Here is a 26563-nt window from a genome sequence, read left to right as displayed (position 1 = left end):
GGGCACCATGCTCAAGAACCTGGAGAAGAAGGGCAACCCCTGGGGCCTGGCCAAGAAGCAGCGCCTGGAGTGGCTCAAGGAGGTCGAGTTCGAGGTCCCGGTCGTCGGCCAGGACATCGAGGACCTCACCGAGGTCGAGTACCTGTACTGGGTCGGCTGCGCGGGCGCCCTGGAGGACCGCGCGAAGAAGACCACGAAGGCCTTCGCCGAGCTGCTGCACATCGCGGGCGTCAAGTTCGCGATCATGGGCGGCGACGAGAAGTGCACCGGCGACTCCGCCCGCCGCCTGGGCAACGAGCCCCTGTTCCAGGAACTCGGCATGGAGAACGTCATGGCGCTGAACATGGCGTTCGGCGAGGAGCTGGACGACGACGGCAAGGTGGTCCCGGAGTCCGCCAAGCCGAAGTCCGCGAAGAAGATCGTCGCGACCTGCCCGCACTGCCTCAACACCATCGGCAACGAGTACCCGCAGCTCGGCGGCGACTACGAGGTCATCCACCACACCCAGCTGCTCCAGCACCTCGTCGACGAGGGCAAGCTGGTCCCGGTGACCCCGGTCGAGGGCATCATCACCTACCACGACCCGTGCTACCTGGGCCGCCACAACAAGATCTACACGCCTCCGCGCGAGATCATCGCGGGCGTCCCGGGTCTGCGCAACGAGGAGATGCACCGCCACAAGGAGCGCGGCTTCTGCTGCGGTGCCGGTGGCGCGCGGATGTGGATGGAGGAGCGGATCGGCAAGCGCATCAACAACGAGCGCGTCGACGAGGCTCTCTCGCTGAACCCCGACATCGTCTCCACGGCCTGCCCGTTCTGCCTGGTCATGCTCACCGACTCGGTCAACGGCAAGAAGAACGCAGCCGACAGCGGCTCCGCCGCGGGCGGCAAGGCCAAGGAGTCCATCCAGGTCGTCGACGTCGCCCAGCTGCTGCTGCAGTCCGTCAAGACCCCGGACGGCACTCCCCGCACCATCTCAGTGGAGATCGACCTGTGATCGGAAACTCCCCAACCCGGCAAGCGCGCAAGCCGACCCTTGAGTCAGTCGCCGCACACGCCGGAGTCGGCCGAGGGACGGCCTCGCGTGTGATCAATGGTTCCACCAAGGTCAGTCCTGCGGCGCGCCAGGCTGTTCTGCGAGCCATCGAGGAACTGGGCTACGTCCCAAACCAAGCTGCACGCGCACTGGTTCGGCAGCGCACAGACACCATCGCGCTAGTGGCATCCCTGACCGACGACCGCCGTGTCTGGGAGGACCCGTTCTACTCACTGCTGGTACGCGGTGCCGCGACCGCCCTCGCCACCGAGGGGGTGCAGTTGCTCCTCACTGTCCCCCAATCCCGACAGGAGCACGCTCAACTCGACGCATTCCTCACGGCCCAGCACGTCGACGGTGTCCTCCTCACGTCTTGGCACGGCGGTGACTCACTGCCGTGCCGTCTCGAAGCAGCGGGCGTACCAATCGTGTCAGTAGGGACGGCGACTGACTGTGTGCCAAGTCATGTCATCGACTTCGACAACGAAGACGGCGGCCGTCGTGCTGCACAGCACCTGATCGAGCGCGGGCGACGCCGTCCCGCCATCATCACCGGCCCCCTTGATCTCCAGGCCAGCCTGGACCGATGGAGGGGGTTCAATCTTGCTCTCGCGGAAGCGGGCCTCAAACAGGCAGAGGTTGTGCACGGCGACTTCAGCCGAAGGTCCGGCGTTGCTGCGATGCAAAACCTTCTCGCCCGTGGCACCGGCATAGACGCCGTGTTTGCCGGAAACGACCTCATGGCAGCCGGTGCGATGGCTGCCCTGCTGGGTTCAGGACGCAGCGTTCCATGCGATGTCGCGATCGTCGGTTTCGGCGACAGTTGGATCGCCACAGACACCGACCCTCAGCTCACCTCGGTCCACCAGCCCATGGAGGCAATGGGCCGCGAGGCTGCAGGCCTCATACTCGCCCGGCTCCAAGGCGATGCCTCTGCAGAGCGCAGGGTGACTCTGGGCGCAGGCATCGCCGTCCGCGACTCCACATAGGAAACGGCAGAGCCCGACGGCCGTAGAGAGCTGATGAAGATATTGGTTCTGGTCCTGCCGCGTGGGCCGCAGGACCGGACTTGTCTTGCGGCGATGGGTGAGTGGGTCGGCGAGACGGTGGGGCCGGACGCGTGGGAGACGTGCCGCGTGCCGTACGTGCCGTATCTGATCCCTGCGGGGAATGTGTTCGCGTTCCTGGCCGAGCTGTTCCCCGCTGAGATGTTCACCATGTACCCGTCGGCGAACGGACGGCCGAACATGGCGCCGCAGATCCTGGCCGCCGCGATCACCTTGTGGCCCCGCATGGGCTGTCGGATTTCACGACGGTCCAGGAACTATGGTGCAGCTTGTGGTGGAAGGCCGCATGCGGGCTCGGCCCTCAACGACATGGCCTTCGACCCGTCGCTGCTGGCCTGCTTCCGTCGCTGCCAGCCTCTTCCGCCCGCCCGAACCGCATCTTCGACGCCGTGCGCGAGGTCGTGAAGGCCACCGGCGTACTGAAGGACAAGCATGGCCGGGTTCTGGACTCCACCGTGCCGGACGACGCGCTGATCACAGACGCCGTGCGGCTGCTGGGCCACCGACCCGAAGAGCAACTCGCTGAGAAAGCAGCGAACGCAGTGGGCCTCCTGGACCTGGTCGTCGGGCAGGAGGTTGAGCCGGCCGAGGACTCCGACGCCCGTGACGGTCGGTGGCGCATCACCGGGGACCGCCCCGGGGCAGTTGTCGCTTCGGGCGAGCAACGGGCGAGCTAACGATCTTGACAATGACGAGGAGGCCCACGCCGAGGCCAGGTCCTACTCCTCACCGCAGGTGGGAACGGTTCTGCCGCGTAGTCCGTGGTGGGGCGGGTGGGACTCGAACCCACGGCCGACGGATTATGAGTCCTTTGAGGATCTTGGCGGTCCTTGCCGATCAACGCTCATCCTTGACGTTTTCGCAGGTCACATGCGGTTATCCATGTGGGGGCTAGTCAGCCCTTGTCAGTCTGTTCCTGTCCTTGCGGCCTCAACTCGGCCTCAATGAGGCCCGACAGGATCGTGCCGAAGGCATGAAGGGCGATCGCGCCAGCTCAAGGACGGCCTTCGAACCCGCCCGCAGCGGATTACTCTTCCGGCGTAGAAGTCGAGGGTGCGGGCAGCAACCTGCCCCAAGCCGCCGCTCCTCTTGCATCACAGTCGAAGCGGGACGGCCATTGAATCCCGGACTCGTTCCCGTGGGCCGGCAGGTCATCCTAGGTCGCCGGAGGCAGCTCGGGCGCGGTCGACGGCGTCGGGATTCTCCTCGCCCCCAGTCATGGAGCTGCGCCAGGCGGGCGTAAAGGCCTCGTCCGAGATCGGTCAGTTCACAGTAGAGACGGACGGATGATGTCGGCGAACCGTCCCGTCGCGCTTGAGGGGTCTGAGTGTGTGGGTGAGCACCTTCTGACTGACCCTGGGGATGTCGCGACTGACCTCGCTGTAGCGCATGGGAGCTCTCCCGGTCCAACTCTCCCGAGCCGGACCGGCCGCCCGCGTCGATCAGATCGCCTCCGACGCCTGACCGGTTGCGTCCGCCGGGCCTGGAGCCTCGGGGAGGGGGTCGGTGTTGTGGCTGCGGAGTCCGTCGAGGGAGATGCGCAGGAGGCGGTGCCACTGGCCGGGCTGGCTGTCGATGGTCGCCAGGACGGTCTGGCTCAGGGTGGTGCTGAGCAGGACCAGGTCAGCGGTCGTGAGCCCTTGCCGCAGGAGGCCGGCGTTCACGCAGCGGGTACGCAGTTCGTCCATGACGGCGTAGCAGTGCTGGGCGCATGATTCGGTGGGGCCGCCGGCGGCGGTGTAGCTCTCGACGAGGGCGCGGTTGCGGCCCTGTTTGGCGAGCATCTGCTCGAAGAAGCCAGTCAGCGCCTGCCAAGGGTCGTCGACGGCGGTGGCCTGCTGGCGGGCGTCGGTGAGCCAGGAGGAGAACTCCTGGCCCAGCACGGTGGCGAGCAGGTCGTCCTTGGTCGGGAAGTGGCGGTAGAGCGTGCCCATGCCGACGCCGCTGCGGCGGGCGATCTCGCGGACGTCGACGGTGCCGCCCTGTTCTGCGAAGACGACGCCGGCCGCCTCGATGATCGCTGCGCGGTTGCGCTCGGCGTCTGCGCGGCGGCCGCGCTGGGCGGGCTGACCGGCTGCGGGTGTGGCGGCGGTCTGGTCGGCGAGGGTCATGGCATTCAGGGTACAGCGGACTTCGACGTTGCGGAGCATTCGCTCCGCTTGTGCTACGTTCAATGGGAGCACTTGCTCCGGTTACGGCGGGAGGGGCCTCTGGCCTTCGCCTGCCTGTCTCCGCCTGAGCCCGGCTCGCCTCCACACCCACCGGCGGACGACGGTCCGCGAGATCGAGGAGATCCCCCCATGGCAACACTCGGCTTCATCGGCAGCGGCAACATCGGCACAGCTGTGGCCCGGCTCGCGGTCGCCGCGGGCATCGACGTCGTCCTGTCCAACTCCCGCGGCCCCGAGACCCTGGCCGAGACGGTGACACAACTCGGCGAGCGCGCCCGCGCCGCGACACCTGAGGAGGCGGCCCGGGCGGGCGACTGGGTGATGGTCAGCATTCCGCTGGTCGCCTACCGCAAGCTGCCCGTCGCCGCACTGGCAGACAAGGTCGTGCTCGACACGAGCAACTACTTCCCAATGCGCGACGGGCACATCGAGGTCCTCGACTCCGGCAAGACCACCACCAGCGAACTCGTCCAGGAACACCTGACCGACGCGAAGCTGATCAAGGCCTTCAACAACATCATGGACTTCCACATCCCCGCACTCGCCCGCCCCCAAGGCGCCGCCGACCGCAGCGCCCTGCCCATCGCCGGCGACGACCCGCAGGCCAAGGCCAGTGCCGCCGACCTGATCAGCCGGCTGGGCTTCGACACCGTCGACGCCGGCCCCCTGACCGAGAGCTGGCGCTTCGAGCCCGAGACCGACCCCTACACGGCGCCGTACTTCACCGACCCCGAAGCCGTGCGCGCCGGCTGGGTCGCACTCGCCGAAGCCATCCGCTCCGGCGCCCCCGCACAGATGCCGCCCTCCGACGACCCCGGCGTGCCGCTGCCCGCCGCGCGGCTGCGCACCCTGCTCGCCGACACCCCCCGCAAGCTCACCGCCGACCGCGCACTCGCCTGACGCCCCGATGCGTTCCGGCCGGGCGCGACCGCCCTTCACCAGGCCGGAATCCCAGGGCAGCGCACAGCGACCGTCGCCACCGACGGCAGCCATCCGAATCCACGTCCTTTTCAGTTCTCAGTAGGGAGAAGCTCATGCGAGCAGCAGTGCACCGTTCCGTCGGAAGCCCGGAGTCCGTCGAGTTCCTCGACGTCGACAAGCCTGAGCCGAGTTACTCCGAGATCCGCATCAAGGTGCAGGCGGCCAGCCTCAACCCGGTCGACATGGGCAACTGGCTCGGAGTCTTCCCGCACCCGCCGCAGGACGGTACCCACGGCCTTGGCTGGGACATCGCCGGAGTCGTCGACGCCGTGGGGCCCGCCGTGGTGTGGGAACCCGGACAGCCGGTGATCGCCCTCAGCCGCGCCTTCACGGGCATGAACCGGGCTCAGGCCGAGTACGTCGTCGTCCCCAGCGAGGCCATCGCTCACGCCCCCGCCGGCATCGACCCCGTGCACGCGGCGACCATCCCCCTCAACGGGCTCACCGCCTCCCAGTCCGTCGAACTGCTGGGCCTCAAGGCCGGGCAGACGGTCCTCATCACCGGCGCGGAAGGAGCCGTCGGCGGCTACGCCGTGCAACTCGCCAAGCGCCGAGGACTCCAGGTCATCGCCAGCGACCTGTCCCCCGAGGGACAGTTCGCCACCGAGGTGGCCGGTGCCGACGCGTACGTACCCGGCGGCGGGGACCTGGTCGGGGCCGTCCGCGCACTGCATCCCCAGGGCGTGGACGCCGTTCTGGACACGGCCACGCTCGGGCAGGCCGTCATCGGGGCGATCGCGGACGGCGGCACCTTCGTAACCACACGGCCCGACGCCATGCCCGAGGCCGAGCGGGGTATCCGCCTGCGGGTGACCCAGGTCGGCGCGGACGGTGCCATGCTGACCACCCTGTCCGACCTGGCGGCCGCCGGGGAGCTGGCCCTGCGCGTGGCCGAGACCTATCCGCTGGAGGAGGCCGCGAAGGCACACGCGCGCCTGGCGACCGGCGGGCTCCGCGGCCGCATCGTCCTCACCACGGAATGAGAGTGCGCACCCTTGTCTGCTGCGCTGAGTGAGACCACAGCTGTCGCATCGCGCTCCTGAGCGGTGCGGGCGACCGTCATGCGGCAGTCGTGGGGAAGGTTGCGGACGGGAGGCGATATTTGCAATTGAATGTCATTACCAATAGCGGGCTTTGGTTTGATCGTCAGACACCTGTAACGCGGCGCTGATGTGCTCATCTCCGTCCGGGGGCGCACGCCCCCGGACGGAGACCGAAGTCGGAAGAGCAAGGAGCACCTGTGTCCGCATCCCTCACGCCCCCCGCCGCAGAGCCGGAGCACATCGGGCGTCCCGCCTCGGCGTTCCGTCCCCGGCGTAACCGTCGCATGCTGGCCGCGTCGGCCGTCCTGATCAGCCTCCTTGCAGGCTCGGTCGCTACGTCCGCGGCGGTCCCGGCTGCCGCGGCTGAGTGCAGCCAGGGTGGCGGGACCTCCAACGGCGCGTGCCCGGTATCGAGTACACCGGGTATCACCGGCAGTTACGCGAGCCCTCAGGCGGTACCGCGGGGCATTCAGGCTGCCCTGACCTTCTGGCGTCAGCTCAGCTGGCCGAACTGGCGCAACGTCGCCCCGCGCGGTGCCGTGTTCAGCGTCTCGGACTATGTCGACCAGCGCGGCAACCGGCACCGAGAGTTCATCGAGTCAGGCGGCCAGTACCAGGACCACGGCAACCGGCTGCGCAACTTCATGCACGTGGGCCTGGCGGGCCCCGGCGCACAGAACTACCAGGGCACCTTCCAGGAGTACTACGGCGGCGTCTATCCCAGCAATCCGGAGCAGACGCACATCGCCACGGGCAACTTCCGTATCGTGCGAGCGATCAATACCGGCGATGTGTGGGTATCGATCGACCATTACAGCAACTTCCGCTACGTCGGTCGCATGTAACGGGAAATCGCTCTACCGTACACATCGACGGATCGCTGATGAGAGGCTTGAGGGATTTATTCGCTCAAGCGGAAGGCGCTCTCCGGCACGCGGGTGTGATAGCTGCCGGTACTCAGTTTCTGGCTTGTGGGGCCTGCAACTCCCAGGCGAGCACGCCGCCAGCTCAATTGGCAAGCAGCTCACATGGTCCCGCCTCCGGCTTTACCTCCTCGCGAGAACCGCAGACGTTCCTAAGCGGCACTCGACCCCCGCGGCTGCGTGAGCTATTTCGTGCCGGCGGTGACTGGGGGCGCCCACATACTGAGGCGACGAGTGACCTCTGGGCGTGACAACCCTTTGGCAGGCGAAGATCCTCTCCCCTGCGAGCCGGAAACTCCTCACGCAGTGCCCCTGGCCACCACTTCCGCTGCGATCGTCCTCATTTCCCTGACCTGCACTCTGCACAGCCCTCCCAGCACCGGCTAAAGGAACCGACATGCCCCACGACTTGATCGCTTCGATCACGCGCGAAGCGGCCGCCCAGCCTTCCAGTGCGCCGCGCCCTGCGCCATCCACTCCAGAGGCCGTCGACGCGGCCTCTATGGAGACGATCGACAACGACCGGACTGGCGTATTGCTTGGTGCTGCGATTTCTTATCTCTGTGTCATCGCCATTCACATCTGATGGCTCGGAATGTGGGTTTCTTTGGTGACAGGTGCGGTCACGCGGCCTGGAGGCCCACGTGGTCATGACCGTCGCGAATTCGATCGGGGTCGGCCGGCCGAGTGAGGCTTGTCTGCAGCGCCGGTGGTAGGTCCGCTCGAACCAGGTCACGATCGCGGTCCGGAGTTCTTCGCGGGTGGCCCAGACACGGCGGTCGAGGACGTTCTTCTGCGGCAGGCTGAAGAAGGACTCCATGGCCGCGTTGTCGCCGGCAGCTCCGCCCCTCCCCATCGATCCGGCCCGGCCATCCGGTGGCGGTCGAGCGCCCGGACGAACTTCCGGGAGCGGAACTGGGCGAGTTCAACCAGTCGTTGCAACACCGGGCTGCAGTAGTGAACGTAGCTGCTCCTCGAAGACCTCGGCCGGGGTCTTCCAGCCCACCGGCGTACGCGCCATGGCGCCGTACCGCCGACATCCAGCAGCGTCGTCGCTCGTCAGGTGATGTGCGGCGGGTCGGTGCCGGGTGCGGTCCGTGACGGGCCAGGGGCGTCGGCGGGGGTCTGCTCGTCGGCGCCGGCCGCATGCCGCAGGGCCGGGGCCCCGGTGCGGGCGGTCTCCACCGCGGGCGCCAGAAATACGGCGCACACGACACAGGCCAGTACGACGAGCATGGCGGGGCGCAGGCCGAAAGCCCCACCGAGAAAGCCCAGTCCAGGCGGTCCGACGAGAAAAGCGACGTAGCCGATGACGGCGACCAGGCTGACCCTGGCCGTCGAATCGGGGCCGGACTCCCCGGCCGCCGAGAGCGCGAGCGGGAAGCCGAGCGAGGCGCCCAGGCCCCACAGAAGTACGGCGGCGCCGGCAAGGACAGCGTTGTCGGAGACGATGACGAGGAGCAGACCGAACGCCCCCGAAAGGGCACTGGCACGCACGACAGCGGTGCGGCCGAAGCGGTCGATGAAGTGGGCGCCGGCGAAACGGCCCAGTGTCATCGCCGCGGCGAAACCGGCGTAGACGAGGGAACCTGCCGTCGCGTCCATGCCGTGTCCGTCGACCATCAGCAGCGGCAGCCAGTCGTTGGCCGACCCCTCGGCCAGGGCCATCGCCAGCACGATCGCGCCGATGAGCAGCAGCCGCCCGTCCTTCCACACCGCGGGGCGAAGCCTGTCCGCGCCCGCTCCGTGCGGCCCCTCCGGGACGGCGCGGCCGGTGCCCTCGGGGATCGCGCGCAGCGCGTGGAGGAGGAGCCCGGTGGAGAGCAGGACGATGGCCGCGAGGTGCCAGTGGACCGGTACGCCCGCCGCTGTCGCCGCCATGCCCGCGCCGGCCCCCAGCACCGTACCCAGGCTGAAGCAGCCGTGCAGAGCGGGCAGCGTGGTCCTGCCGCCGATCCGCTCGACGTCCGCGCCGTCGACGTTCACCGCCACGTCGCCGAGCCCCAGCCCGGCGCCGAAGGCGCACAGGCCCGCGGTCACCAGGGGCACGGACGCGAGACCGCTTCCCCAGCAGATCGTGGCCAGCCCCGCGATGAGGAGCCACGTCCCCCAGACGATGACGGGCCGCGTCCCGAACCTGGACACCAGCCGCCCCGAGCAGGAGATACCCGCCATCGAGCCCAGTGACAGCCCGAACAGCACCAACCCCATGTGTGCGGTGGAGAGTTCCAGCCGGTCCCGGATCGCGGGCGTGCGCGTCACCCAGGAGGCCATCGCGATCCCGGCCAGCAGAAAGAGCCGGAACAGCGCGTGGCGCCGCCGACGCACGGCCTGGTCCATCAGAACACGTCTCCGTCCGGAGGTGGGGCGGCTCACGGCCGGGGCTCCGCACTCGCCCGGCGCGGATAAATGTACATGCCATCCCGCTGCGTCTGAGAGCGCTTTCAGGCTGAGTTGCGGCGCTCTACGAGGCGGATCCGCCGAGCTCCTCCGTCGTCGGCTCCAGGCGGGTGAAGTCGTGCACGCGACTTTCCAGCCCCTGGGGGTTCGGCGCGTAGACAGCGACCATCCGCGCGTACTCCGGTGCCCAGTAGCGACCGACGCTTCCGGCCGGTACCCGGACGACGTCTCCCGTACCGGCCTCGACGGTCTCGCCGTCGCACGCGACGAACAGGCGGCCTTCCAGGACGTAGTTGAACTCGTCGTGCGGGTGCTCGTCCGTCCATGACTCGCCCCGCAGTTCCCACTCCATGAGGGCGACTCCCGGACGAGGGCCTTGCCCCGGCGGCACGAAGGCGTGGCCGCTCGGCAGCCCTTCCCGGCGGACGAGGGGACCTGCCGGGTATCTCTGCGGTGCCATCGTTCGTCCCTTCAGTCCTTCGCGAGTTCGAGCAGGGCGAGGGTGGCACTGTTCGCCTTCTCGGCCAGCGGCACGAGCGACCGTCGTCTGCCGTCCCACATCGCCCAGCGGTTGGCGCCTTCGAGGACCGTCATCACGAGCTTGACCTGCTGGACGGACGGCCCGAAACCCATGTCCTCGGCAGCCGCGCGGTAGAGCGCCTCGTACAGATCCACCCAGGCGTCGACTTCCTCACGGAGCGCCGACGGGAGGAAGTGCACGACCTGGTCGGTCGCCACGAGCAGGTCCCACAGGTCGCTCTCGGGAAGTTCGATCTGCCGCGTCAGGTGCACGTGCACCATCCGGCGCCAGCCCTCCCTGGGGTCCGGGACACCGCGCACCTCGTCGAGCAGGGCGATGCCGAACTTGTAGAAGTGCCAGCGGAGGGACTCGGCCACGATCTCGTCGCGGCCTTCGGGGAAGTGGTTGTACAGGCTCGGGGCCTTGATCGACATCTCCTTGGCGATCATCCGCATGGTGACCGAGTTGAAGCCGTTCTCGGTGGCCAGGCGCAGGAAAGCCTCCAGAATCGCCCGGCGAGAGGCGCTCTGGCTACTCCAGTCGAGCTCACCGAGGTGCTTGTCGAACTCCTCGACGGCGCGGGGCCACCGCTCCTCGGCCACCGGCTCCTCCTTCGGCTCCATGCGAAACGGGAAACTACCTTACGTTAGTCAGTGTCCGGCAACGCCCGCACTAGCGAAACTACCTTACGTTAGTTAGCCTGAGGCATGCCCGTTCAGACAGACCTCGCCGCCGCTCTCCGCGCCGCGGGAGTCGAGTGCGACGACTCTCCGCTGACCCGAGCCCTCTACTCGTCGGACGCGAGTCTCTATCGGGTCGTCCCGTCCGCGGTCGTCAAAGCGCGCGGCGAGGACGACGTGATCGCGGCCCACGAGGTGGCACGTGAGCTGCGGGTACCGCTGACGATGCGCGGGGCGGGCACCAGCATCGCGGGCAACGCGGTCGGAAGTGGCGTCGTCGTCGACACCCGCCGGTTCAACCGGGTGCTCGACATCGACCCGGACGCGCGCACGGCACGCGTGGAACCGGGCGTGGTGCACGCGGATCTGCAACGTGAGGCGGCCCTCTACGGGCTCCGCTTCGGGCCCGACCCGTCCTCGCACAGCCGCTGCACGATCGGCGGGATGATCGGCAACAACGCCTGTGGATCACGGGCACTCGGCTACGGCCGGACGGTGGACAACGTCGAGTCTCTGCGCGTCCTGTACGGCAACGGCGAACTCGCCCGTGAGCAGGGTGGCCGGACAGACGGAGACACCGCGAGGCAGCTGGCGGCCGTAGGCGACGCCAACCTGGCCCATCTGCGCACCGAGTTCGGCCGCTTCGGCCGCCAGGTCAGCGGCTACGGCCTGGAACACCTGCTGCCCGAGCGCCGCCGCGTCGAACGGTTCCTGGTCGGCAGCGAAGGGTCACTGGCCACGGTCCTGGAGGCCACCGTCCGCTTGGTCGACGACCGGGTCGAACGCAGGATGCTGGTGCTCGGATACCCGACGATGGCCGACGCCGCCGACGCCGTACCGGCGTTGCTCGCGGCGGTGCCCGGCCGTCTCGTCGCGTGCGAGGGCATGGACTCGCGCATCGTGGACCTGGTGCGGGCGAAGGGCTCTTCGGTGCCCGACCTGCCGCGGGGAGGCGGCTGGCTGTTCGCAGAGGTGGCGGGTGAGGACGCGACGGATTCGGTACGGCGGCTCGTCGAGGCCGGGGCCGCGCTGGACACCCGGCTGGTCGCCGACCCACGTGAGGCCGCGGCGCTGTGGCGCATCCGGGAGGACGGCGCCGGGCTCGCGGGCCGGTCGCTGCCGACACCGGCGTACGGCGGCTGGGAAGACGCCGCCGTCCCGCCGGAGCACCTCGGCGCGTGGCTGCGCGACTTCGAGGAACTGCTGCGGGAGCACGGCCTTCGGGGCATTCCGTACGGGCACTTCGGCGACGGCTGTGTCCACTGCCGTATCGACTTCCCGTTCCGGCCCGGCGACCCGGCCTCGGCCGGAGTGTTCCGCGATTTCATGACCGCCTGTGCCACACGGCTGCGCGACTACCGCGGCACCCTGTCGGGAGAACACGGTGACGGCCGGGTCCGCGGCGAGTTGTTGCCCCTGATGTACGACGAGACGTCACTCGCCCTGTTCCGGCAGGTCAAGACCGTCTGCGACCCCGACGGCATCCTCAACCCCGGCATCATCGCCGAGCCGGTTCCGATCACCGACGACCTGCGCCCCGTACGCCCGCAGGCGCCGGTGCGTGCCGGTCTGCGGCTGGTGCACGACGCCGGGGATTTCAGTGCGGCCGTGCACCGCTGCACCGGCGTCGGCAAATGCGTCGCCCCGAGGACCGCGGGCGTGATGTGCCCCTCCTATCTCGCCACGAGCGACGAACAGGACTCCACCCGTGGCCGTGCCCGGGTGCTGCAAGAGGCGCTCGACGGTGCTCTTCTGGGTGGTCTGGAGGACCCGGCGGTGGCCAAGGCGCTCGACCTGTGCCTCGCGTGCAAGGGGTGTTCGAGCGACTGTCCCAGCGGCGTCGACATGGCCACCTACAAGAGCGAGGTGCTGCACCAACGGCACGACGTCGCCGGACTGCGCCGGCCCCGGTCGCACCTGTTCCTCGGACGGCTCCCGAAATGGGCCCGGCTCACGGCACCGCTGGCACGGCCGGCGAACCTGCTCCTCCGGGTCGGACCGATCGCCGCGCTGGCCAAGTGGGTCGCCGGCATCGACCAACGACGGTCCGTACCGCGGTTCGCCTCCCCCACCCTGAGAAGGGCGGCTGACGCAGCTCATGCAAGCAACACGCCGCCCGATGTGTGGATCTGGGCCGACTCCTTCACCGACCACTTCTTCCCGGCCTCCGGCCTGGCAGCGGTCCGGTTCCTGGAGTCGCACGGTCTCACGGCCCGCGTCATCCGGGAGGATGCCTGCTGCGGCCTCACCTGGATCACGACCGGACAGCTCGACCGGGCACGGATTATCGTCAGCCGGGCCCTGCGAACCTTGGCGCCCTACATCCACAGCGGGATCCCCGTGATGGCTCTGGAACCGTCGTGTCTCGCGACCATGCGCAGCGACGCGGCGGAGTTGGGCGACGCCGAAGCGGCTGGCCTGGTGGCGTCGGGGCTGCTGAGCTTCGCCGAGCTGGTCGAGCGCCTCGATCTGCCGCTGCCCGACCTGACCGGTGTCGAGGTGGTCGCGCAGCCGCACTGCCACCACAGCGCGGTCATCGGCTGGGACACCGACCAGCGCCTGCTGCAGAAGGCCGGCGCGACGGTCACCAAGGTGGCGGGCTGTTGCGGTCTGGCCGGCAACTTCGGTGTGGAGAAGGGGCATTACGAGGTCAGCGTCGCGGTCGCCGAGACGCACCTGCTGCCCGCGGTGCGCGCACACGCGGACGCGGTGTTCCTGGCGGACGGCATGTCCTGCCGCGTCCAGCTCGACGACCTGGCCCAGGTACCGACCCGGCATCTGGCCGAGCTGTTCGCCTCCCGTGTCTGAAACATCTGCGGAGCCGGCCCGAGGGCTCGGCTCCGCAGACATACAAGGGCAGGTGGCTCAGTGGATCTCGTTGCGCAGGGTCCCGACCTTCTCCAGGACGACCTCGACCTTGTCGCCGGGGCGCAGCCACAGCGGCGGGTTCCGCTTCGCACCGATGCCCTCGGGGGTGCCGGTGGCGATCACGTCGCCGGGGCCGAGCGTCAGGAACTGGCTGATGTACGAGATGATCCTGGCGACGGAGAAGATCATGTGCCTGGTGTTGGAGCCCTGGACCCGGGTGCCGTTGACGAAGGTCTCGATGTCCAGTTCCTGTGGGTCGCCGATCTCGTCCAGAGTGACGATCGCCGGCCCGAACGGCGTCGCCCGGTCCACGGCCTTGCCCGCCAGCCACTGGGTGCCCCGGTACTGGAGATCGCGGGCGGTGACGTCATTGAGGACGGACAGGCCGGCCACGTACGACAGGGCCTCGCTCTCGTCCACGCGGGCGCACTCCCGGCCGATGACGACGGCGAGTTCGCCCTCGAAGTCGAGGTTGTCGGTGACGTCGGACCGGTCGACGGCGTCGTACGGACCGATCAGGCTGCTGGCGAACTTCGCGAACAGATCGGGGTGGGCCGGCATGGCACGGCCCGTCTCACCGACGTGGTCCGAGTAGTTCAGGCCCACGCACAGGACCTTGGCCGGGTCGGTGACCGGTGGGCCGAGCTTCACTGAGTCACAAGCCGCGACGGGTTCCAGGGCGCCGCTGTCGAGGACAGGTCCGACGGCAGCGGCGATCTCGGGCAACTGGCCGCCGTGTTCCTGGAGGAAGGCGCGGACGGACGGCAGGTCCGAGGAGGTCCGGCGTCCGGCGGCCCAGAGCGCGGCGTTGAGGTCGAACACCTGGTCGCCGTGGAGGAGGCCCGGCTTCCAGCCGGTACCGCGGTCGTAGGAGACGAGCTTCACGTGATGTCCTTCGGGGGTGGGTCGTGGGAGGGGGTGTGTGCCGTTCACGGCTGCGCCCCGCCCGCCGGGGAGGGTCGCGAGCGGGGCGCCGTGTGAGGGCCCGAGAGCCGTCAGGAGAGGCGGATGGTCTTCTTGTTGGCGAACTCGTCCAGGCCGAGGCGGCCGAGCTCACGGCCGATCCCGGACGCCTTGACGCCGCCGAACGGCAGGTCGGGCTGGCTGCGGATGAGGGTGTTGAGACCGACCATGCCGACCTCAAGGCGCTCGGCGATGTCGGCGGCGAGATCCTCGTCGCGGGTGAACACGGCGGACCCGAGCCCGAACCGGGAGTCGTTGGCGAGCTCTACTGCCTCCTCGACGGAGCCAACCTTGTACAGGACCGCGACGGGACCGAAGAGCTCCTCGCCGTGGGCGCGCATGTCCGGGGTGACCCCGGTGAGGACGGTGGCCGGGTAGAAGGCACCGGGTCCGTCGGGTACCGCACCGCCCAGGTGCAGTTGAGCGCCCTTGGACACAGCGTCCTCGACCTGCTCGGCGATCTCCCGCCGACCGGACTCGGACGCCATCGGGCCGATCCGGGTCTCCGGGTTCTGTGGGTCACCGGTGTTCCACTGCCTCGCCCGCTCGACGAATCCTTCGAGGAAGCGGTCGTAGACGTCGCTGTGGACGATGATCCGCTTGGAGGAGGTGCAGGACTGGCCGGCGTTGCTGAACCGGCCGGTCGCGGCCAGGTCGAGCGCGAGGTCGAGGTCGGCGTCGGGCAGGACGATGAAGGGGTCCGAGCCGCCGAGTTCGAGGACGCACTTCTTGAGGTGCCGGCCGGCCTGGGTGGCCACGGTCCGGCCCGCTTCCTCGGAGCCTGTCAGCGATACGCCCTGGAGCCGCTCGTCGGCGATGAGGTCGCTGATCTGCGAGGAGGAGACGATGAGGTTCTCGTAGACGCCCTTCGGGGTGTTCGCGTCGGTGACGACGGCGTCGATGAGAAGTGCCGTGCGGGTGCAGGAGCGGGCGTGTTTGAGGAGGACGGTGTTGCCGAGCAGGAGGTTGGGGGCGACGAACCGGGCCACCTGGTAGAGCGGGAAGTTCCACGGCATGATCCCGAGCACGGGGCCCGTGGGAGCGGTCCTGACGAGGGCTCGTCCCCCGGCACCGATCTCGATCACTTCGTCGGTCAGGAGCCGGGCACCCGCAGTCGCGTAGTACTCGTAGATCGAGGCGGAGAGGTTGACCTCGCCCTCGGCCTGGGCGAGCGGCTTGCCCATCTCGGTCGCCATCGCCTCGGCGAGTTCGGCGCTTCGCTCGCGATGCAGCTCCGCGATCCTGGCCAGTACGGCGACCCGGTCCTCGACCGTGGTCCGGGCCCAGTCACGGTAGACCTCGGCGGCGCGGGTGAGCGCCTCAGCGACCTCGGCGTCGGTCATCATCGTGTACTCGGCGAGCACCTCACCGTCGAGCGGCGAGATGGTCTGGTAAGTGGGCATCGGTGCTTCTCCAAACCGTTTGCAGGGGGTGGGGTCAGACCACGGACGGGACGCGGACCTCGTAGCTGGGGTATCCCTGGGCCGCCTCGGCCTCGGCGATCGCGATGAACCGGTCCAGGCCGCCGACGTAGAAGTTGGCGGTGCGGGCCTTGCGCTTGCCGGGGATGTTGTTGCCGAATATCCATGACCCGGTCTCCAGGAACAGAGAGCCCTTGAGCGCGTCCAGGCAGGTCTGGAGCCAGTTCTCCTCGGCCTCCGCACGCAGCCAGATGGAGGCACCGGGCGTGTCCTTGACGCTCTTGACGGCCTCGGCGATCCACTTGGCCTGGACGCCGATCGCGGAGGGGTTGTTGACGAACGGCCCGTTGGGTCCGAGGACCATGAACAGGTTCGGGAAACCGGAAACGGTCATGCCCATGTGGCTGCGGGGGGCGTCGGCCCAGTGCTCCTTGAGGGACCTGCCGCCGATGCCTCGAATGTCCATGTTGCGGTAGCTGCCCTCGACGGCGTCGAAGCCGGTGGCCAGTACCAGGACGTCGAGTTCGTGGAGGGTGCCGTCCTCGGTGACGATGCCGCCCGCCGCGAACTCCGCGATGGGGTTCTCCCGGGTGCTGACGAGGGTGACGTTGGGCTGGTTGAAGATCTCGAAGTATCCGGAGTCGCAGATGGGGCGCCGGGCGAACAGTTCCGTCGGGGTCAGCTTGCGCGCCGTCTCCGGGTCCTTCACGATCGCCTTGATCTTCCGCTTGATGAAGTCGGCGGCGAGCTCGTTGGCGGCGCGGTCGCTGGTGACGTCGCAGAAGGTCTCGTTGGCGAAGGTGTAGTTGCCGCCCTTGCGCCAGGCCCACTCGAAGATGGCCTCGCGCTCCTCGTCCGAGACGCTCCAGATGCTGCGCGTGGTCTCGTCGACACCGAAGCCGATCTTGGAGGTGCGGAACTCCTCCCAGCGGTCCTCGCAGGTGGCCTTGAACTGCTCCAGCTCCGCCTCGGACCACTCGCGGTTGCCGGCCGGGACGGTGTACTGCGCGGTGCGCTGGAACGAGGTCAGGTGGGCGACGGTCTTGGCGGCCTCGGTCATGAACTGGATGCCGGTGGAACCGTTGCCGATGACGCCGATGCGCAGGCCGGTGATGTCCAGGTCTTCGGGCCAGTCGGCGGTGTGCACGATACGGCCCTCGAACCGGTCGATGCCGGGGAAGTCGGGGATGTTGATCCGGGAGAGCAGACCGGCGGCGGTGATGAGGAACCGAGGGCGGAACTCACCCTTGTCGGTGACGACGTGCCAGCGCGCGCTCTGCTCGTCAAAGGCCGCGCCGACCAGGGTGGTTTCCAGCTGGATCCGGGAGCGCAGGTCCCAGAAGTCGACGGCGTCCTCGACGTACTGGCGGATCTCGGGTCCGGGGACGTAGCGGGTGCGCCAGTCGGTCCGTTGGAACAGCTCTCGGTCGTAGGGCAGCTGGTACATGAAACTCTGCGTGTCGGAGAGTGCGCCGGGGTAGCGGTTCCAGTACCACGTGCCGCCGACCTTCGGCGCCTTGTCGATGGCGATCGCGTCGAGGCCGGCGTCGGCGGTGAGGGTGCGCAGTGCCATGACGCCGCCCATGCCGGTTCCCACGACGAGCGCATCGATCTCACGCACGGTTTCTTCGCTGCCCATGTGTTGCTCCTTTACGGGATCTCGCGCACAGAAAAGCGACTCGGCCGACCGGAGGCAGCACACGCCTGAGCGCGGTTATGTGTCTCACCGAGATTTCCGGATCGGAGTCGCGTGCGAATTTCGTCACCGTGACGTTACGACCGGGAAATGCTGATCGCCAGATGAAATTGATGCGAAGGTGACGGCCGATTGTTTCCGGAAGTGGAATGATCAATGCGGCCGTGCGGCCGTTTCAGGCGACGACGGCCGAAGCCTCGTGCTGCAGAAAGCGGCGCAGATGCCCGAGAGCGACCTCGACGGGCGGGTCGGCCGCCCCGGATCGCCAGGCCGCCCGCAGATGGACATCGGGTACGAGTTCGCATTCGCGTCGGACCAGCGGGATGAAGACGACGTTCGGGTTGGTCGTCGACCGGGAGACGGAGCGCAGGGCCAGGTGGCAGCCCACCCCGGCGCCTACCAGGGCCAGGCAGGAAGACGTGTCCGGGGCGAACTGCACGTTGTTGACCCCTCCGGCGCCGTGCGCGTAACCGAGGCGCCACAGCCTGTCGGTGGTGACCGATCCGGTGGCGTAGGGCAGGGAGACGAACGGCTCGGCGGCCACGTCCTGGAAGGAGACGACCTGAGAGCCGGCGAGCCGGTGGGCCCGGGGTACCGCGACCACGAGCGAGTCGTTGATCAGGACCTCGCCGTCCAGGCCGGGGGGCAGGTTGTCGAAACGGCCGAGTCCGACATCCACCTCGCCGTCCAGCAGGCGCCGGATCGTCGGCCGGGAGACGGCTTGCGAGGTCAGATCGAGCCGGATGCCCGGATGGTCGGCGCGCATGCCGCGCGAGAGCGCGGCAACCAGGGGATGCGCCGCCACACCGCAGAACTCGACCCGGACGGTGCCGGCTTCGCCGGAGACCGCGGCACTGACGGCGGCCTCGGCGACGGCGACCGCGTCGAGCACCTCGCGGGCCGGTCCGACGAGGGCCTTGCCCGCGGGGGTGAGGGAGACCGAGCGGGTGTTGCGCTCGAACAGTCGGCTGCCGAGCTCACCCTCAAGGGCCTGGATGGTCCGGCTCAGGGGGGCCTGGGCCATGAAGAGCTGCTCCGCGGCACGGCCGAAGTGCAGGTGTTCCGCGACCGCGAGGAAGGCCTGAAGTTGTCGCACGTTCACGGTCGTACACCTCCGCTTGTGACGCTCGACACCTACCATAGGCTAACGTCCGTTAGTTAGCTAGAGTCTCGGCGCAACGGGATTAATCCGCTTCCGACAACACACCGTTTCCAGTTCGGACGCATTCCCATCCCATGACGCGGGACCCGTTGACGGACCGTTCCGCCGTCCTTACGTTTCATTTCACTTTCCCCGCGAACAGGTTTAGGCGGCTGTCGAAATGTCTCTTGCAAGCAGCACCAAAATTCCGGCCCATGCTGCCGGTCGCGTCGGAGGTCTGCTCCTTGTCGGCCCTCAGCAATACCCGAGCCTGGAGCGGGAGCGGGCTCTGGCCGAGGAGTTCGGGCTGGAATTCGTCGTGGCGCCGGACCGGAAGGCGTTCCGTGCCTCGATCCCGGAGGCGACCGTGGTGATGGTGACCCCGTACGCGCCCGTGGAGGCCCAGGACTTCGCCGCGATGAGGAACTGCGTCGCTGTCGTGCGGTACGGCATCGGCTACGACAACATCGACGTGGCGGCTGCCAGGGAGAAGGGCGTTCCGGTCGCGATCGTGCCGGGCGCGGCGACCGAGGAGGTCGCTTCGCATGCACTCACCATGGGGCTGCTGCTGGCGCGGCGCATCCCCGCGGGGCAGTCGGCCATCGCGGCTGGCCAGTGGGCGGGCAGCGTCGGGATGGACACGCCACGGTTCTCCCAGCTGGACGTCGCGGTGGTGGGCATGGGCCGGATCGGCCGCCAGGTCGCCCGCTGGTACGCGGCCCTGGGCACGAACGTCCGCGCCTACGACCCCTTCGCGACCTTCGACTCAGTACCGGCCGCATCCCTGAAGGAACTGCTCGAACAATCGGACGTGGTATCGCTGCACCTGCCGTTGTCGGCCGAGACCCGGAACCTGGTGTCGGCCGAGGTCATCCGGCGTATGCGCCCGCGCTCTGTGATCGTCAACGTCTCGCGCGGCGGGCTCGTCGACGAGGCCGCACTGGCGGACGCGCTGCGCTCAGGCCATCTGGCGGGTGCGGGTCTGGACACGTTCACGACCGAGCCGTTGCCGGCGGATCACGTCCTGCGCGGCGTGCCGAACCTGGTGATGACCCCGCACGTGGCGTGGCGGTCCGACCTGGCGATGGACGCGCTCCAGGAGGCCGTGGTGCTGCGCGCCCGGCAGGCGCTGACGGGCCGGCCGCTGTCGGACCTGGTCGCCTGACCGGTCCGGTACCTCGCGGCGTCCACCTCCCCCCACACCAATGACGTCTGCGCGGGCATCGCGCCCGCGCAGCGAGCTCCACGCGGTGAGCACGTACCTGAAACAGGACGGCACCCCACGGGGAGGCGACACGAATCCCGACCGGCCCCGCGGAAGCACGGGTGGGCCTCACCAGGAAGAGAAACTCATGGCACGACACGAGCAGGTCCCCACCGTGAGTGGCGAAAGACGAAAGGCGGAAGTCGTGGATCAGCCGCGACGACTGCAGGGCAACATGGGCGTCGGGGAGCTCGCCATGAGCGTGCTCGCGTTCTCCGCGCCGCTGACCACGGTGGCGGGGTTCATCCCGGTGCTGCTGATGTTCGGCGGCAAGACCGGTCCGGCGATCTACATCGTGGCCACGGTCATACTCCTGGTCTTCTGCGTGGGCTTCACCGTAATGGGCCGCACCGTCGCGAACCCCGGCGGCTTCTACGCCTTCGTGACGCAGGGGCTCGGCCGCTCGGCAGGTCTGGGCGGCGCGTTCCTGGCGACGTTCGGCTACTTCATGATCGGGTTCTTCGCGCCGCCGTTCTTCGCCATCACCATCCAGAGCTATGTCGAGAAGAACCTCGGCGGTCCCCACATCGCGTGGGGCTGGTACGCGCTGGCGATCGTCGCGGTGACCACCGCGCTGGCCTACCGGCGCATCGACCTCTCGGCGAAGGTGCTGACCGCGGTCATGGTGCTCGAAGTCGTCGTCGTGGTGATCTTCGACGTCGCGTCCTTCGCGCACGGGGCCCCGGCCGGCACCGGGGGCGCCTCACTGAGCCTGCCGTGGGTCACCGACCCCAACATCGGTGTCGCCCTTCTCTTCGTGGTGGGCAACTTCTTCGGCTTCGAGGCCACCGTCATCTTCCGTGAGGAGGTCAAGGACCCGGACAGGACGATCCCCCGGGCGACCTACCTGTCCGTGGCGGGGATCGGCGTCTTCTACGCCCTGGCCGCGTGGGCCTACATCGCCTTCACCGGCGCCGACAAGGCGCAGTCGACCGCCACCGGCAACTTGGGAGGCATGTTCACCGACGCGCTGACCGCGCTGGTCGGCAAGACCGTGGTGGACGTCGTCACCGTCCTGCTGATGACCTCGATCCTGGCGTCGATGCTGTCGATCCACAACGTCACGGCGCGGTACATGTACTCCCTCGGTACCGACGGAGTGGTTCCGAGGGCACTGGGCAAGGTGCACTCGAGGCACGGGTCGCCGTTCGTGGCCGCGTCCCTCATCGGCGCGCTGTGGGCGATCGGCGTGGCCCTGTTCGTGGCGCTGGGCAGCGACCCGAACGTCCTGTACGCGCGCGCCTCCGGCATCGGCTCTTTCGCGATCCTGCTGCTCCTGTTCGCGGCCAGCGTGGCGGTGTTCTTCTACTTCCGCCGCAACCCGTCGTCCGAGCCCGGGTGGAAGACCGCGGTGGCACCACTGCTGTCGGCCGCCGGGATCGGCGTGGTGGCGTACCTCGCGGTGGCGAACTACGCGGACCTGCTCGGCGGGTCCGGCTTCTTCACCTCGTTCTTCCTGTTCTTCACCTTCGCCCTGTTCGCCGCCGGGATGGTCCACGCGCGGGTTCTGCGCGGCCGGCGCCCCGAGGTCTACCAGCGCATCGGCCGCCAGGAACTGTGACGACCGCCCGCTGACGGCGGCCGGCCTCGACCAGGCGATCACGTTCTTCGCCGGTCGGGGCCGCCGCCTCATATGTACTAACGACCGTTAGTTAGTTACCGTTCAACTCACCTGTCGATTTCTTCCGCAGCAACCGAGGTGGCCATGAAAACTCCGGCAGAGACAGCGCCGAACCGCGCGGCCGCCGCCACCGGCGGGGTACCGTTCCGGGTCGCGGTGGTCGGCTCCGGCCCCAGCGGCTGCTACACGGCGCAGGCGCTGCGCAAGGGACAGCCGGACATCGAGGTCGTGGTCCTCGACTCGCTGCCGACGCCGTTCGGGCTGGTCCGGTACGGCATCGCGCCGGACCACCAGGGCGCCAAGGCCGTATCGCGTCAGTTCGAACGGGTCTTCGCCCAGCCGGGTGTGGAGTTCGTTGGCAACGTGTCCGTCGGGACCGACGTCGGCTTCGATTCGCTTGCCGAGAACTTCCACGCGATCGTCCTCGCGACGGGGCTGGGAGCGGACCGGCGACTGGACATCGACCAGGATCCCGGTGTCCGGGTCGTCGGTGCCGGAGATCTGATCCGGCTGCTGAACTCGGACCCGGACGCCCGCCTGCGCCATCGGCCGAACGGTCTCGACAGCCTCGGCTCCGAGGTCGTCGTCCTCGGCACCGGGAACGTCGCGGTGGACGTCGTACGGCTGCTGTCGAAGTCCGATCTGGACCTCATCGCGTCCGACATCGACGACGAGGCGCTGCGCGCGGTGGCGCCGGTCCCCGTGCGGACCATCCACGTCCTGGGGCGATGTCCTTCGCATCTGGCGAAGTGGGACGCCTCGATGATCAAGGAACTCGCCCACGTGGTCGGTGTCCAGGTCAGAGTGGACGGCACTCCTCTGCTGGATGAGCCCGTGGCGCCTGCGCGGACCACGGTGGACGTGCGGTTCGAGCGGGTTCCGGCCTCGATCCGGCAGTACGACGGCCGGATCCGCGTGACGACGTACCGTGCAGGCGACAGCAGCCTGGTCGACCACCTCGACGCCGACACCGTCGTCACGGCGCTCGGATTCGAGTCCTCCGCAGCCCATCTGGCGCGGTTCGGCGGCCTCGATGCGCCGAACGTCTTCCGGGTGGGTGGTCCGGCCACCGGCAGGCTGGGCAATCTGGCGGAGAACCGCAAGCTGGCGGCGGACACGGCGAAGGACATCCTCGCCTTCCTCCGCGGCCGGGAACAGCGGCACCGTGCGGGCCTGGACGGGCTCCGCGAGCATCTGCCGGCCTCGGTGGTGGGCTTCGAGGCGTGGCGGCGCATCGACGACGCGGAGATCCGGCGCGCCCGGCCCGACCGATGCCGGACGAAGTTCACGACCAGGGACGAACTCCTCGCAGCGGCGGCGGGTTCCGACGCCCTGTCTTCCATCCCGCTGGCCACGACCGGGCCATCGGCAATCCAGGAGAAGTGAGATGACTGTCGTACACGTCCTGTTCGGGACCGAGTCGGGCAACGCGGAGATGGTCGCCGACGACATCGCCACCGCGTTCGGCGACCAGGGTTTCGAGACCGTCACCGCGGAACTGACCGACGTCGAGGTGTCCGACCTGGCGGCCATGGAGATCGCGGTGTTCGTGAGTTCCACCTACGGGGAGGGCGGGCTGCCGGAGACCGCGGCGCCGTTCTACGACGCTCTCCTGACGGAGCGCCCCGACCTGACCGGAGTGCGGTTCGCCGCGTTCGGTCTCGGCGACAGCGTCTACGAGACGTTCAACAACGCCATCGACACCCTCCGCACGGCACTTCTGGAACTCGGCGCGGAGCAGATCGGGACCACGGCCAGGCATGACGCCGCGTCGACGACCCCGGCCACGGACCTCGCCGGCACATGGGCCGGCGACCTCCTGACTCTCGTGACCGCCTGACCCGGCCCTGGCCGACCAGATTCGAAGGAGTGACCTGAGATGAGCTTGTCCATCGAGGACGCCTCGGCGCTGTTCCCCTGGAACGACGAGGAGTTCCGGGCCGATCCCTACCCGGCTTACGAGCAGGCACGGGCGATCGCGCCGGTACACCGGACCACCCAGAACACCTACGTGGTGCTGAACCACGCGGACACCATGCACAACGCGAAACTCCCGTGCATGCGGATCGCGGAACCGCCGTCCTTCGCCGTCCCCGGTGCGCCACCGCACCCGTGGACCGCGTTCGACAACACGGTCCTGTCGAAGGACGCGCCGGAGCACACCCGCATGCGTCGGCTGACCAACCGCTGGCTGACGCCGAAGAAGATCGGCACCTGGGCTCAGCTGACGCACGACTTCACGGTCGAGGCGCTCGACCGGCTCATCCCCGGCGAGGTGGTGGACGCCCACTTCGACCTCGGCGTGCTGCCGACCCATCTGACGATGTGCCGCATCCTCGACATGCCCGTGGGCGACGTGGAAGGGATGTTCTGGGCGCTGTGGGACGCGATGCTCATCAACGCGACCGCTCCCGGGGAGGACATCCACGCCAGGTCGCTGGCAGGGATGAACTTCATGTTCGCCGAGACCGAGCGGTACGTGAGGGAGAAGCAGAACGCCGAGGCGCCCGGAAGCGGCTTGGTGGACGAACTCCTCGCCGCCCATGGTCGTGGCGAGCTCACCTGGCGTGAGGTCCTGGAGACCACGGTGCTGCTGTACATGTCGGGCGGCCCGAACCCCGCATACCTCATCGGTGCCGGATTCAAGCTGTTCGCCGAACGCCCCGACCTGATGGCCGAGTTCGGTCGACGGCCCGAGATCCGGGACGCCTTCATCAACGAGCTGGCACGCCTGAACCCCGTCGAACTCATCATCACCCGCTTCCCGAACGAGGACATCGAGATCCAGGGCGTTCACATCCCGGCCGGCTCCTGTATCAAGTACCCGATCGGCGCGGCGAATCGGGACCCGGCAGTGTTCGAGAACCCCGACGAGTTCGACTACAACCGTCCGCCGGACGCGAGCCGGAACCTGACGTTCGGCCTCGGCACCCACGCCTGCGCCGGGCAGCTGCTGGCTCGGGCGGAGACCAGCGCGATCCTCGGCCTCGTCGCGGAGCGGTACTCCTCGGTCGAACTGGCCGGCGATCCGCTCGAGGTTCGCACCGACCGACTGGTCGCCTTCGACAAGCTGCCGGTCCGCCTGCGCTGAGGTCGCCTCGGAGAGAGCGGGAAAGCCGGGCCACGGGCACTCGACGCGGGTCCGGCTTTCGTGTTCACCGAGCTCAACACCCAGTGGGTCCGCCTCTCGACGTCCCCACGGCCGACTCCCCCGAGAGCCGCTGCCGCGGCCTTGCCGCCGTCGATGCCGGCATGAGTCCCCTCGCCGTGCTGTCCGGTGCAGACAAGCACCTGACTATGCACACAGGCGGTGGTACGGCACGTCGGGAATGCAGGTGCGCCACGGGGCGTGAGTCAGGTTGCCATCACCGGACCGGGCACACACCAGGGGCGCGGCTCGGCTTGGGTCCACCACGTACCGCTGGAGTGGGGCGTGGGCGCTGTCGGGGTAGAGAGTACGGCTGTCACGGCTGAAGAGGTTCGTGTCGACGTTCTCTCCGGGGGCCAGCGGACCTCCAAAGGGCCGCAGGAGAGGGCCATAACGGCTTCGGCGTAGTCGGAGGCAGTGTCAGGGGGAACAGGGAGAGGCTCCGCAATATGCCCAGGCGGTGGCAGAGCGATCAGTCCCACAGGGCCACGCGGCCCGTCTGGTCTCCCACCGCCAACCGGGTGCCTTCGGGCGAGAAGGCGAGTGCACCGATCGCACGGTCCTGGACGAGGTTGAGGGCAACGACCCTGCCCGCGTGGTCGACGTGCGCGTCGCCCACGACAAGCCCGCCGGAAGGGCTGACCGCCAGATGAGGGACCGCCTGCCCCACCAGGACTTCAGTCCTGCGCCACCGTGTCGTGTCCCAGGTCTCCTGGCGAGCCTGCCGAGCGGAGGAACACCGTCGACGGGCGGTCGAGCACGGCGAAGCTCCCGGCGGAGAAAGTTGATCTTGATCGACAACCCATCCACCAGGAGCTTCGTCGTCCTGTCACCCCAACCGCCCCAGCCCGCAGGAAGGTTGGAGAGGCCCTATTGCCACCGTGATCTCCGGGAAGGCGTGCCTCTTGCTCGAAACAAGCAAGACGATCACGGGGCAGGACCGGCTTGGACCTGGGTCAGCTGACGGAGGTGAGCTGCCACAGCTGGTCCGCGCTGCCGTTGTCGGTCCCCTGGACGGCGGCGGCGCCCGTGGCCGTGGACGCGCTGGAGATCCCGAGCAGCAGGCCGCTGTTCTTGTTCACCAGCTTGACGTAGCCGCCGCCGGCGTCGACCACCTGCCAGCGTTGGTCCGCGCTGCCGTTGTCGGTCCACTGCACGGCGGCGGCGCCCGCGGCCGTGGACGCGCTGGAGATGCCGAGCAGCAGGCCGCTGTGCACATCCACGATCTTGTAGTAGCCCGGTTCAGCGGCCACCAGCTTCCACTGCTCGTTGGTCGTGCTGTCGGGGTCGAGCTGCACGGCCGCGCCGTTGGCAGCGGTCGAGGCTCCGGAGATGCCCAGGTTGAGGTTGCTCTTCTTGTTGATGATCTGCATTGCGGGGGCTGTCTGGCTCGCCAGGGTGATCTGCCCGGGGTAGGCGCTCAGCAGGGGGCTGGTCACCGACGACGGTGCGTCGGTGTTGACCACGATCCGGTCGCTCATCCCGTCGTAGTGCACGGACAGGCTGTAGAACACCGTGGATCCGGCGGGCTGGATCTGGTCGACGGCGGCGGCGATGATCTCCTGGATTTTGGCGGCGGTGAACAGGACGCTCTTGGCGGTGGTGGGGGTGGGCTAGCTG

General features: G+C 68.6%; 25 protein-coding genes and 1 pseudogene. 14 read left to right on the top strand and 12 right to left on the bottom strand.

The genetic code is table 11. The features are described 5' to 3' along the window. From EHS43_RS09060 to EHS43_RS46310, 4 genes are all read left to right on the top strand, one after another. On the top strand, window positions 1-997 hold a 997-nt coding region (locus tag EHS43_RS09060; protein ID WP_148104029.1), incomplete at its 5' end, for a (Fe-S)-binding protein. After that, on the top strand, window positions 994-2025 hold the full coding sequence (locus tag EHS43_RS09055) for a LacI family DNA-binding transcriptional regulator (protein WP_260470447.1): 1032 nt from the start codon (window positions 994-996) through the stop codon (window positions 2023-2025). The genes EHS43_RS09060 and EHS43_RS09055, both read left to right, overlap by 4 nt. Window positions 2026-2058: 33 nt before the next feature. Beyond that, complete coding sequence (locus EHS43_RS46315; RefSeq protein WP_185806176.1) at window positions 2059-2508, top strand: hypothetical protein; 450 nt, start codon at window positions 2059-2061, stop codon at window positions 2506-2508. Beyond that, window positions 2493-2780 (top strand): hypothetical protein, encoded by a 288-nt coding sequence (locus tag EHS43_RS46310; protein ID WP_185806175.1) that lies wholly within the window; start codon window positions 2493-2495, stop codon window positions 2778-2780. Before EHS43_RS46315 ends, EHS43_RS46310 begins: the two co-directional genes overlap by 16 nt. A 585-nt stretch (window positions 2781-3365) precedes the next feature. Here the strand turns inward: EHS43_RS46310 and EHS43_RS09045 are convergent. Then, complete coding sequence (locus EHS43_RS09045) at window positions 3366-3494, bottom strand: winged helix-turn-helix transcriptional regulator (RefSeq protein ID WP_125190009.1); 129 nt, start codon at window positions 3492-3494, stop codon at window positions 3366-3368. Between the two features lie 51 nt (window positions 3495-3545). Further along, complete coding sequence (locus EHS43_RS09040; protein WP_125190008.1) at window positions 3546-4214, bottom strand: TetR/AcrR family transcriptional regulator; 669 nt, start codon at window positions 4212-4214, stop codon at window positions 3546-3548. A gap of 189 nt (window positions 4215-4403) precedes the next feature. On the opposite strand from EHS43_RS09040, the gene EHS43_RS09035 reads away from it, so the two are divergent. From EHS43_RS09035 to EHS43_RS46305, 4 genes are all read left to right on the top strand, one after another. Continuing rightward, a complete protein-coding gene (locus EHS43_RS09035) occupies window positions 4404-5174 on the top strand; it encodes an NADPH-dependent F420 reductase (protein ID WP_125190007.1) in 771 nt (256 codons plus the stop codon). A gap of 134 nt (window positions 5175-5308) precedes the next feature. Next, window positions 5309-6238: an NADP-dependent oxidoreductase gene (locus EHS43_RS09030; RefSeq protein WP_125190006.1), complete on the top strand. Its 930-nt coding sequence runs from the start codon at window positions 5309-5311 to the stop codon at window positions 6236-6238. Window positions 6239-6495: 257 nt separating this feature from the next. Then, window positions 6496-7143 (top strand): hypothetical protein, encoded by a 648-nt coding sequence (locus tag EHS43_RS09025; RefSeq protein ID WP_125190005.1) that lies wholly within the window; start codon window positions 6496-6498, stop codon window positions 7141-7143. A 475-nt stretch (window positions 7144-7618) separates the two neighbouring features. Further along, window positions 7619-7807, top strand: coding sequence for a hypothetical protein (locus EHS43_RS46305; protein WP_185806177.1), 189 nt, complete (start codon window positions 7619-7621; stop codon window positions 7805-7807). 66 nt (window positions 7808-7873) lie between these two features. Here the strand turns inward: EHS43_RS46305 and EHS43_RS09020 are convergent. The 4 genes and pseudogenes from EHS43_RS09020 to EHS43_RS09005 all read right to left on the bottom strand — a co-directional run. After that, window positions 7874-8142: pseudogene (locus EHS43_RS09020) on the bottom strand (IS3 family transposase); the annotation flags it as partial. A gap of 138 nt (window positions 8143-8280) precedes the next feature. Beyond that, window positions 8281-9597, bottom strand: a complete 1317-nt coding sequence (locus EHS43_RS09015) for an MFS transporter (protein WP_369009040.1) — start codon at window positions 9595-9597, stop codon at window positions 8281-8283. 88 nt (window positions 9598-9685) lie between these two features. Further along, entirely contained in the window at window positions 9686-10081 is a 396-nt protein-coding gene (locus EHS43_RS09010; protein ID WP_125190003.1) for a cupin domain-containing protein, read from the bottom strand. Between the two features lie 11 nt (window positions 10082-10092). Then, window positions 10093-10764 (bottom strand): TetR/AcrR family transcriptional regulator, encoded by a 672-nt coding sequence (locus tag EHS43_RS09005; RefSeq protein ID WP_125190002.1) that lies wholly within the window; start codon window positions 10762-10764, stop codon window positions 10093-10095. Between the two features lie 84 nt (window positions 10765-10848). Between EHS43_RS09005 and EHS43_RS09000 the strand changes: the two genes are divergently transcribed. After that, window positions 10849-13629: an FAD-binding and (Fe-S)-binding domain-containing protein gene (locus EHS43_RS09000; protein WP_125190001.1), complete on the top strand. Its 2781-nt coding sequence runs from the start codon at window positions 10849-10851 to the stop codon at window positions 13627-13629. A gap of 57 nt (window positions 13630-13686) precedes the next feature. Here EHS43_RS09000 and EHS43_RS08995 read toward each other — a convergent pair whose 3' ends face one another. The 4 genes from EHS43_RS08995 to EHS43_RS08980 form a co-directional block, all read right to left on the bottom strand. Beyond that, window positions 13687-14574, bottom strand: a complete 888-nt coding sequence (locus EHS43_RS08995; RefSeq protein WP_125190000.1) for a fumarylacetoacetate hydrolase family protein — start codon at window positions 14572-14574, stop codon at window positions 13687-13689. A 110-nt stretch (window positions 14575-14684) separates the two neighbouring features. Next, complete coding sequence (locus tag EHS43_RS08990) at window positions 14685-16055, bottom strand: NAD-dependent succinate-semialdehyde dehydrogenase (RefSeq protein ID WP_125189999.1); 1371 nt, start codon at window positions 16053-16055, stop codon at window positions 14685-14687. Window positions 16056-16089: 34 nt separating this feature from the next. Continuing rightward, window positions 16090-17712: an NAD(P)/FAD-dependent oxidoreductase gene (locus EHS43_RS08985; RefSeq protein WP_125189998.1), complete on the bottom strand. Its 1623-nt coding sequence runs from the start codon at window positions 17710-17712 to the stop codon at window positions 16090-16092. A gap of 232 nt (window positions 17713-17944) precedes the next feature. Then, window positions 17945-18871, bottom strand: a complete 927-nt coding sequence (locus tag EHS43_RS08980; RefSeq protein ID WP_185806174.1) for a LysR family transcriptional regulator — start codon at window positions 18869-18871, stop codon at window positions 17945-17947. Window positions 18872-19091: 220 nt separating this feature from the next. Here EHS43_RS08980 and EHS43_RS08975 point away from each other — a divergent pair, with 220 nt between their 5' ends. The 5 genes from EHS43_RS08975 (at window position 19092) to EHS43_RS08955 (ending at window position 24886) form a co-directional block, all read left to right on the top strand. After that, window positions 19092-20075 carry a C-terminal binding protein gene (locus tag EHS43_RS08975; protein WP_125189996.1) on the top strand — a complete coding sequence of 328 codons (984 nt, stop codon included), beginning with the start codon at window positions 19092-19094 and terminating at the stop codon, window positions 20073-20075. 244 nt (window positions 20076-20319) lie between these two features. Further along, window positions 20320-21735, top strand: a complete 1416-nt coding sequence (locus EHS43_RS08970) for an APC family permease (RefSeq protein WP_221740726.1) — start codon at window positions 20320-20322, stop codon at window positions 21733-21735. 144 nt (window positions 21736-21879) lie between these two features. After that, the gene (locus EHS43_RS08965; protein WP_125189995.1) at window positions 21880-23181 is read left to right on the top strand and encodes an FAD-dependent oxidoreductase; all 1302 of its coding nucleotides are present in this window, start codon (window positions 21880-21882) and stop codon (window positions 23179-23181) included. Between the two features lies 1 nt (window position 23182). Further along, window positions 23183-23635 carry a flavodoxin domain-containing protein gene (locus EHS43_RS08960; RefSeq protein WP_125189994.1) on the top strand — a complete coding sequence of 151 codons (453 nt, stop codon included), beginning with the start codon at window positions 23183-23185 and terminating at the stop codon, window positions 23633-23635. Between the two features lie 39 nt (window positions 23636-23674). Next, window positions 23675-24886: a cytochrome P450 gene (locus tag EHS43_RS08955; protein WP_125189993.1), complete on the top strand. Its 1212-nt coding sequence runs from the start codon at window positions 23675-23677 to the stop codon at window positions 24884-24886. Between the two features lie 529 nt (window positions 24887-25415). On the opposite strand, the gene EHS43_RS08950 is transcribed toward EHS43_RS08955, so the two are convergent. Together EHS43_RS08950 and EHS43_RS08945 are read right to left on the bottom strand one after the other, a co-directional pair. Then, complete coding sequence (locus tag EHS43_RS08950) at window positions 25416-25613, bottom strand: hypothetical protein (RefSeq protein ID WP_125189992.1); 198 nt, start codon at window positions 25611-25613, stop codon at window positions 25416-25418. Window positions 25614-25899: 286 nt separating this feature from the next. Continuing rightward, a complete protein-coding gene (locus tag EHS43_RS08945) occupies window positions 25900-26457 on the bottom strand; it encodes an RICIN domain-containing protein (RefSeq protein ID WP_125189991.1) in 558 nt (185 codons plus the stop codon). Window positions 26458-26563 lie beyond the last annotated feature (106 nt).

Origin of the sequence: Streptomyces sp. RP5T (genome assembly GCF_003933965.1) — a bacterium.
In the GTDB taxonomy this organism is placed as follows: domain Bacteria; phylum Actinomycetota; class Actinomycetes; order Streptomycetales; family Streptomycetaceae; genus Streptomyces.
The sequence above is the reverse complement of the archived record's forward strand: the minus strand, read 5'-3'. Positions and strand labels throughout refer to the sequence as shown.

What these genes read in the sequence shown, in the direction of transcription:
- EHS43_RS08955 (WP_125189993.1), top strand. Translation starts at nt 23,675, where the DNA reads ATGAGCTTGTCCATCGAGGACGCCTCGGCGCTGTTCCCCTGGAACGAC.
- EHS43_RS08985 (WP_125189998.1), bottom strand. Translation starts at nt 17,712, where the DNA reads ATGGGCAGCGAAGAAACCGTGCGTGAGATCGATGCGCTCGTCGTGGGA.
- EHS43_RS08975 (WP_125189996.1), top strand. Translation starts at nt 19,092, where the DNA reads ATGTCTCTTGCAAGCAGCACCAAAATTCCGGCCCATGCTGCCGGTCGC.
- EHS43_RS09045 (WP_125190009.1), bottom strand. Translation starts at nt 3,494, where the DNA reads ATGCGCTACAGCGAGGTCAGTCGCGACATCCCCAGGGTCAGTCAGAAG.
- EHS43_RS46315 (WP_185806176.1), top strand. Translation starts at nt 2,059, where the DNA reads ATGAAGATATTGGTTCTGGTCCTGCCGCGTGGGCCGCAGGACCGGACT.
- EHS43_RS08965 (WP_125189995.1), top strand. Translation starts at nt 21,880, where the DNA reads ATGAAAACTCCGGCAGAGACAGCGCCGAACCGCGCGGCCGCCGCCACC.
- EHS43_RS08990 (WP_125189999.1), bottom strand. Translation starts at nt 16,055, where the DNA reads ATGCCCACTTACCAGACCATCTCGCCGCTCGACGGTGAGGTGCTCGCC.
- EHS43_RS09010 (WP_125190003.1), bottom strand. Translation starts at nt 10,081, where the DNA reads ATGGCACCGCAGAGATACCCGGCAGGTCCCCTCGTCCGCCGGGAAGGG.
- EHS43_RS09035 (WP_125190007.1), top strand. Translation starts at nt 4,404, where the DNA reads ATGGCAACACTCGGCTTCATCGGCAGCGGCAACATCGGCACAGCTGTG.
- EHS43_RS46305 (WP_185806177.1), top strand. Translation starts at nt 7,619, where the DNA reads ATGCCCCACGACTTGATCGCTTCGATCACGCGCGAAGCGGCCGCCCAG.
- EHS43_RS09040 (WP_125190008.1), bottom strand. Translation starts at nt 4,214, where the DNA reads ATGACCCTCGCCGACCAGACCGCCGCCACACCCGCAGCCGGTCAGCCC.
- EHS43_RS09030 (WP_125190006.1), top strand. Translation starts at nt 5,309, where the DNA reads ATGCGAGCAGCAGTGCACCGTTCCGTCGGAAGCCCGGAGTCCGTCGAG.
- EHS43_RS09005 (WP_125190002.1), bottom strand. Translation starts at nt 10,764, where the DNA reads ATGGAGCCGAAGGAGGAGCCGGTGGCCGAGGAGCGGTGGCCCCGCGCC.
- EHS43_RS08960 (WP_125189994.1), top strand. Translation starts at nt 23,183, where the DNA reads ATGACTGTCGTACACGTCCTGTTCGGGACCGAGTCGGGCAACGCGGAG.
- EHS43_RS09000 (WP_125190001.1), top strand. Translation starts at nt 10,849, where the DNA reads ATGCCCGTTCAGACAGACCTCGCCGCCGCTCTCCGCGCCGCGGGAGTC.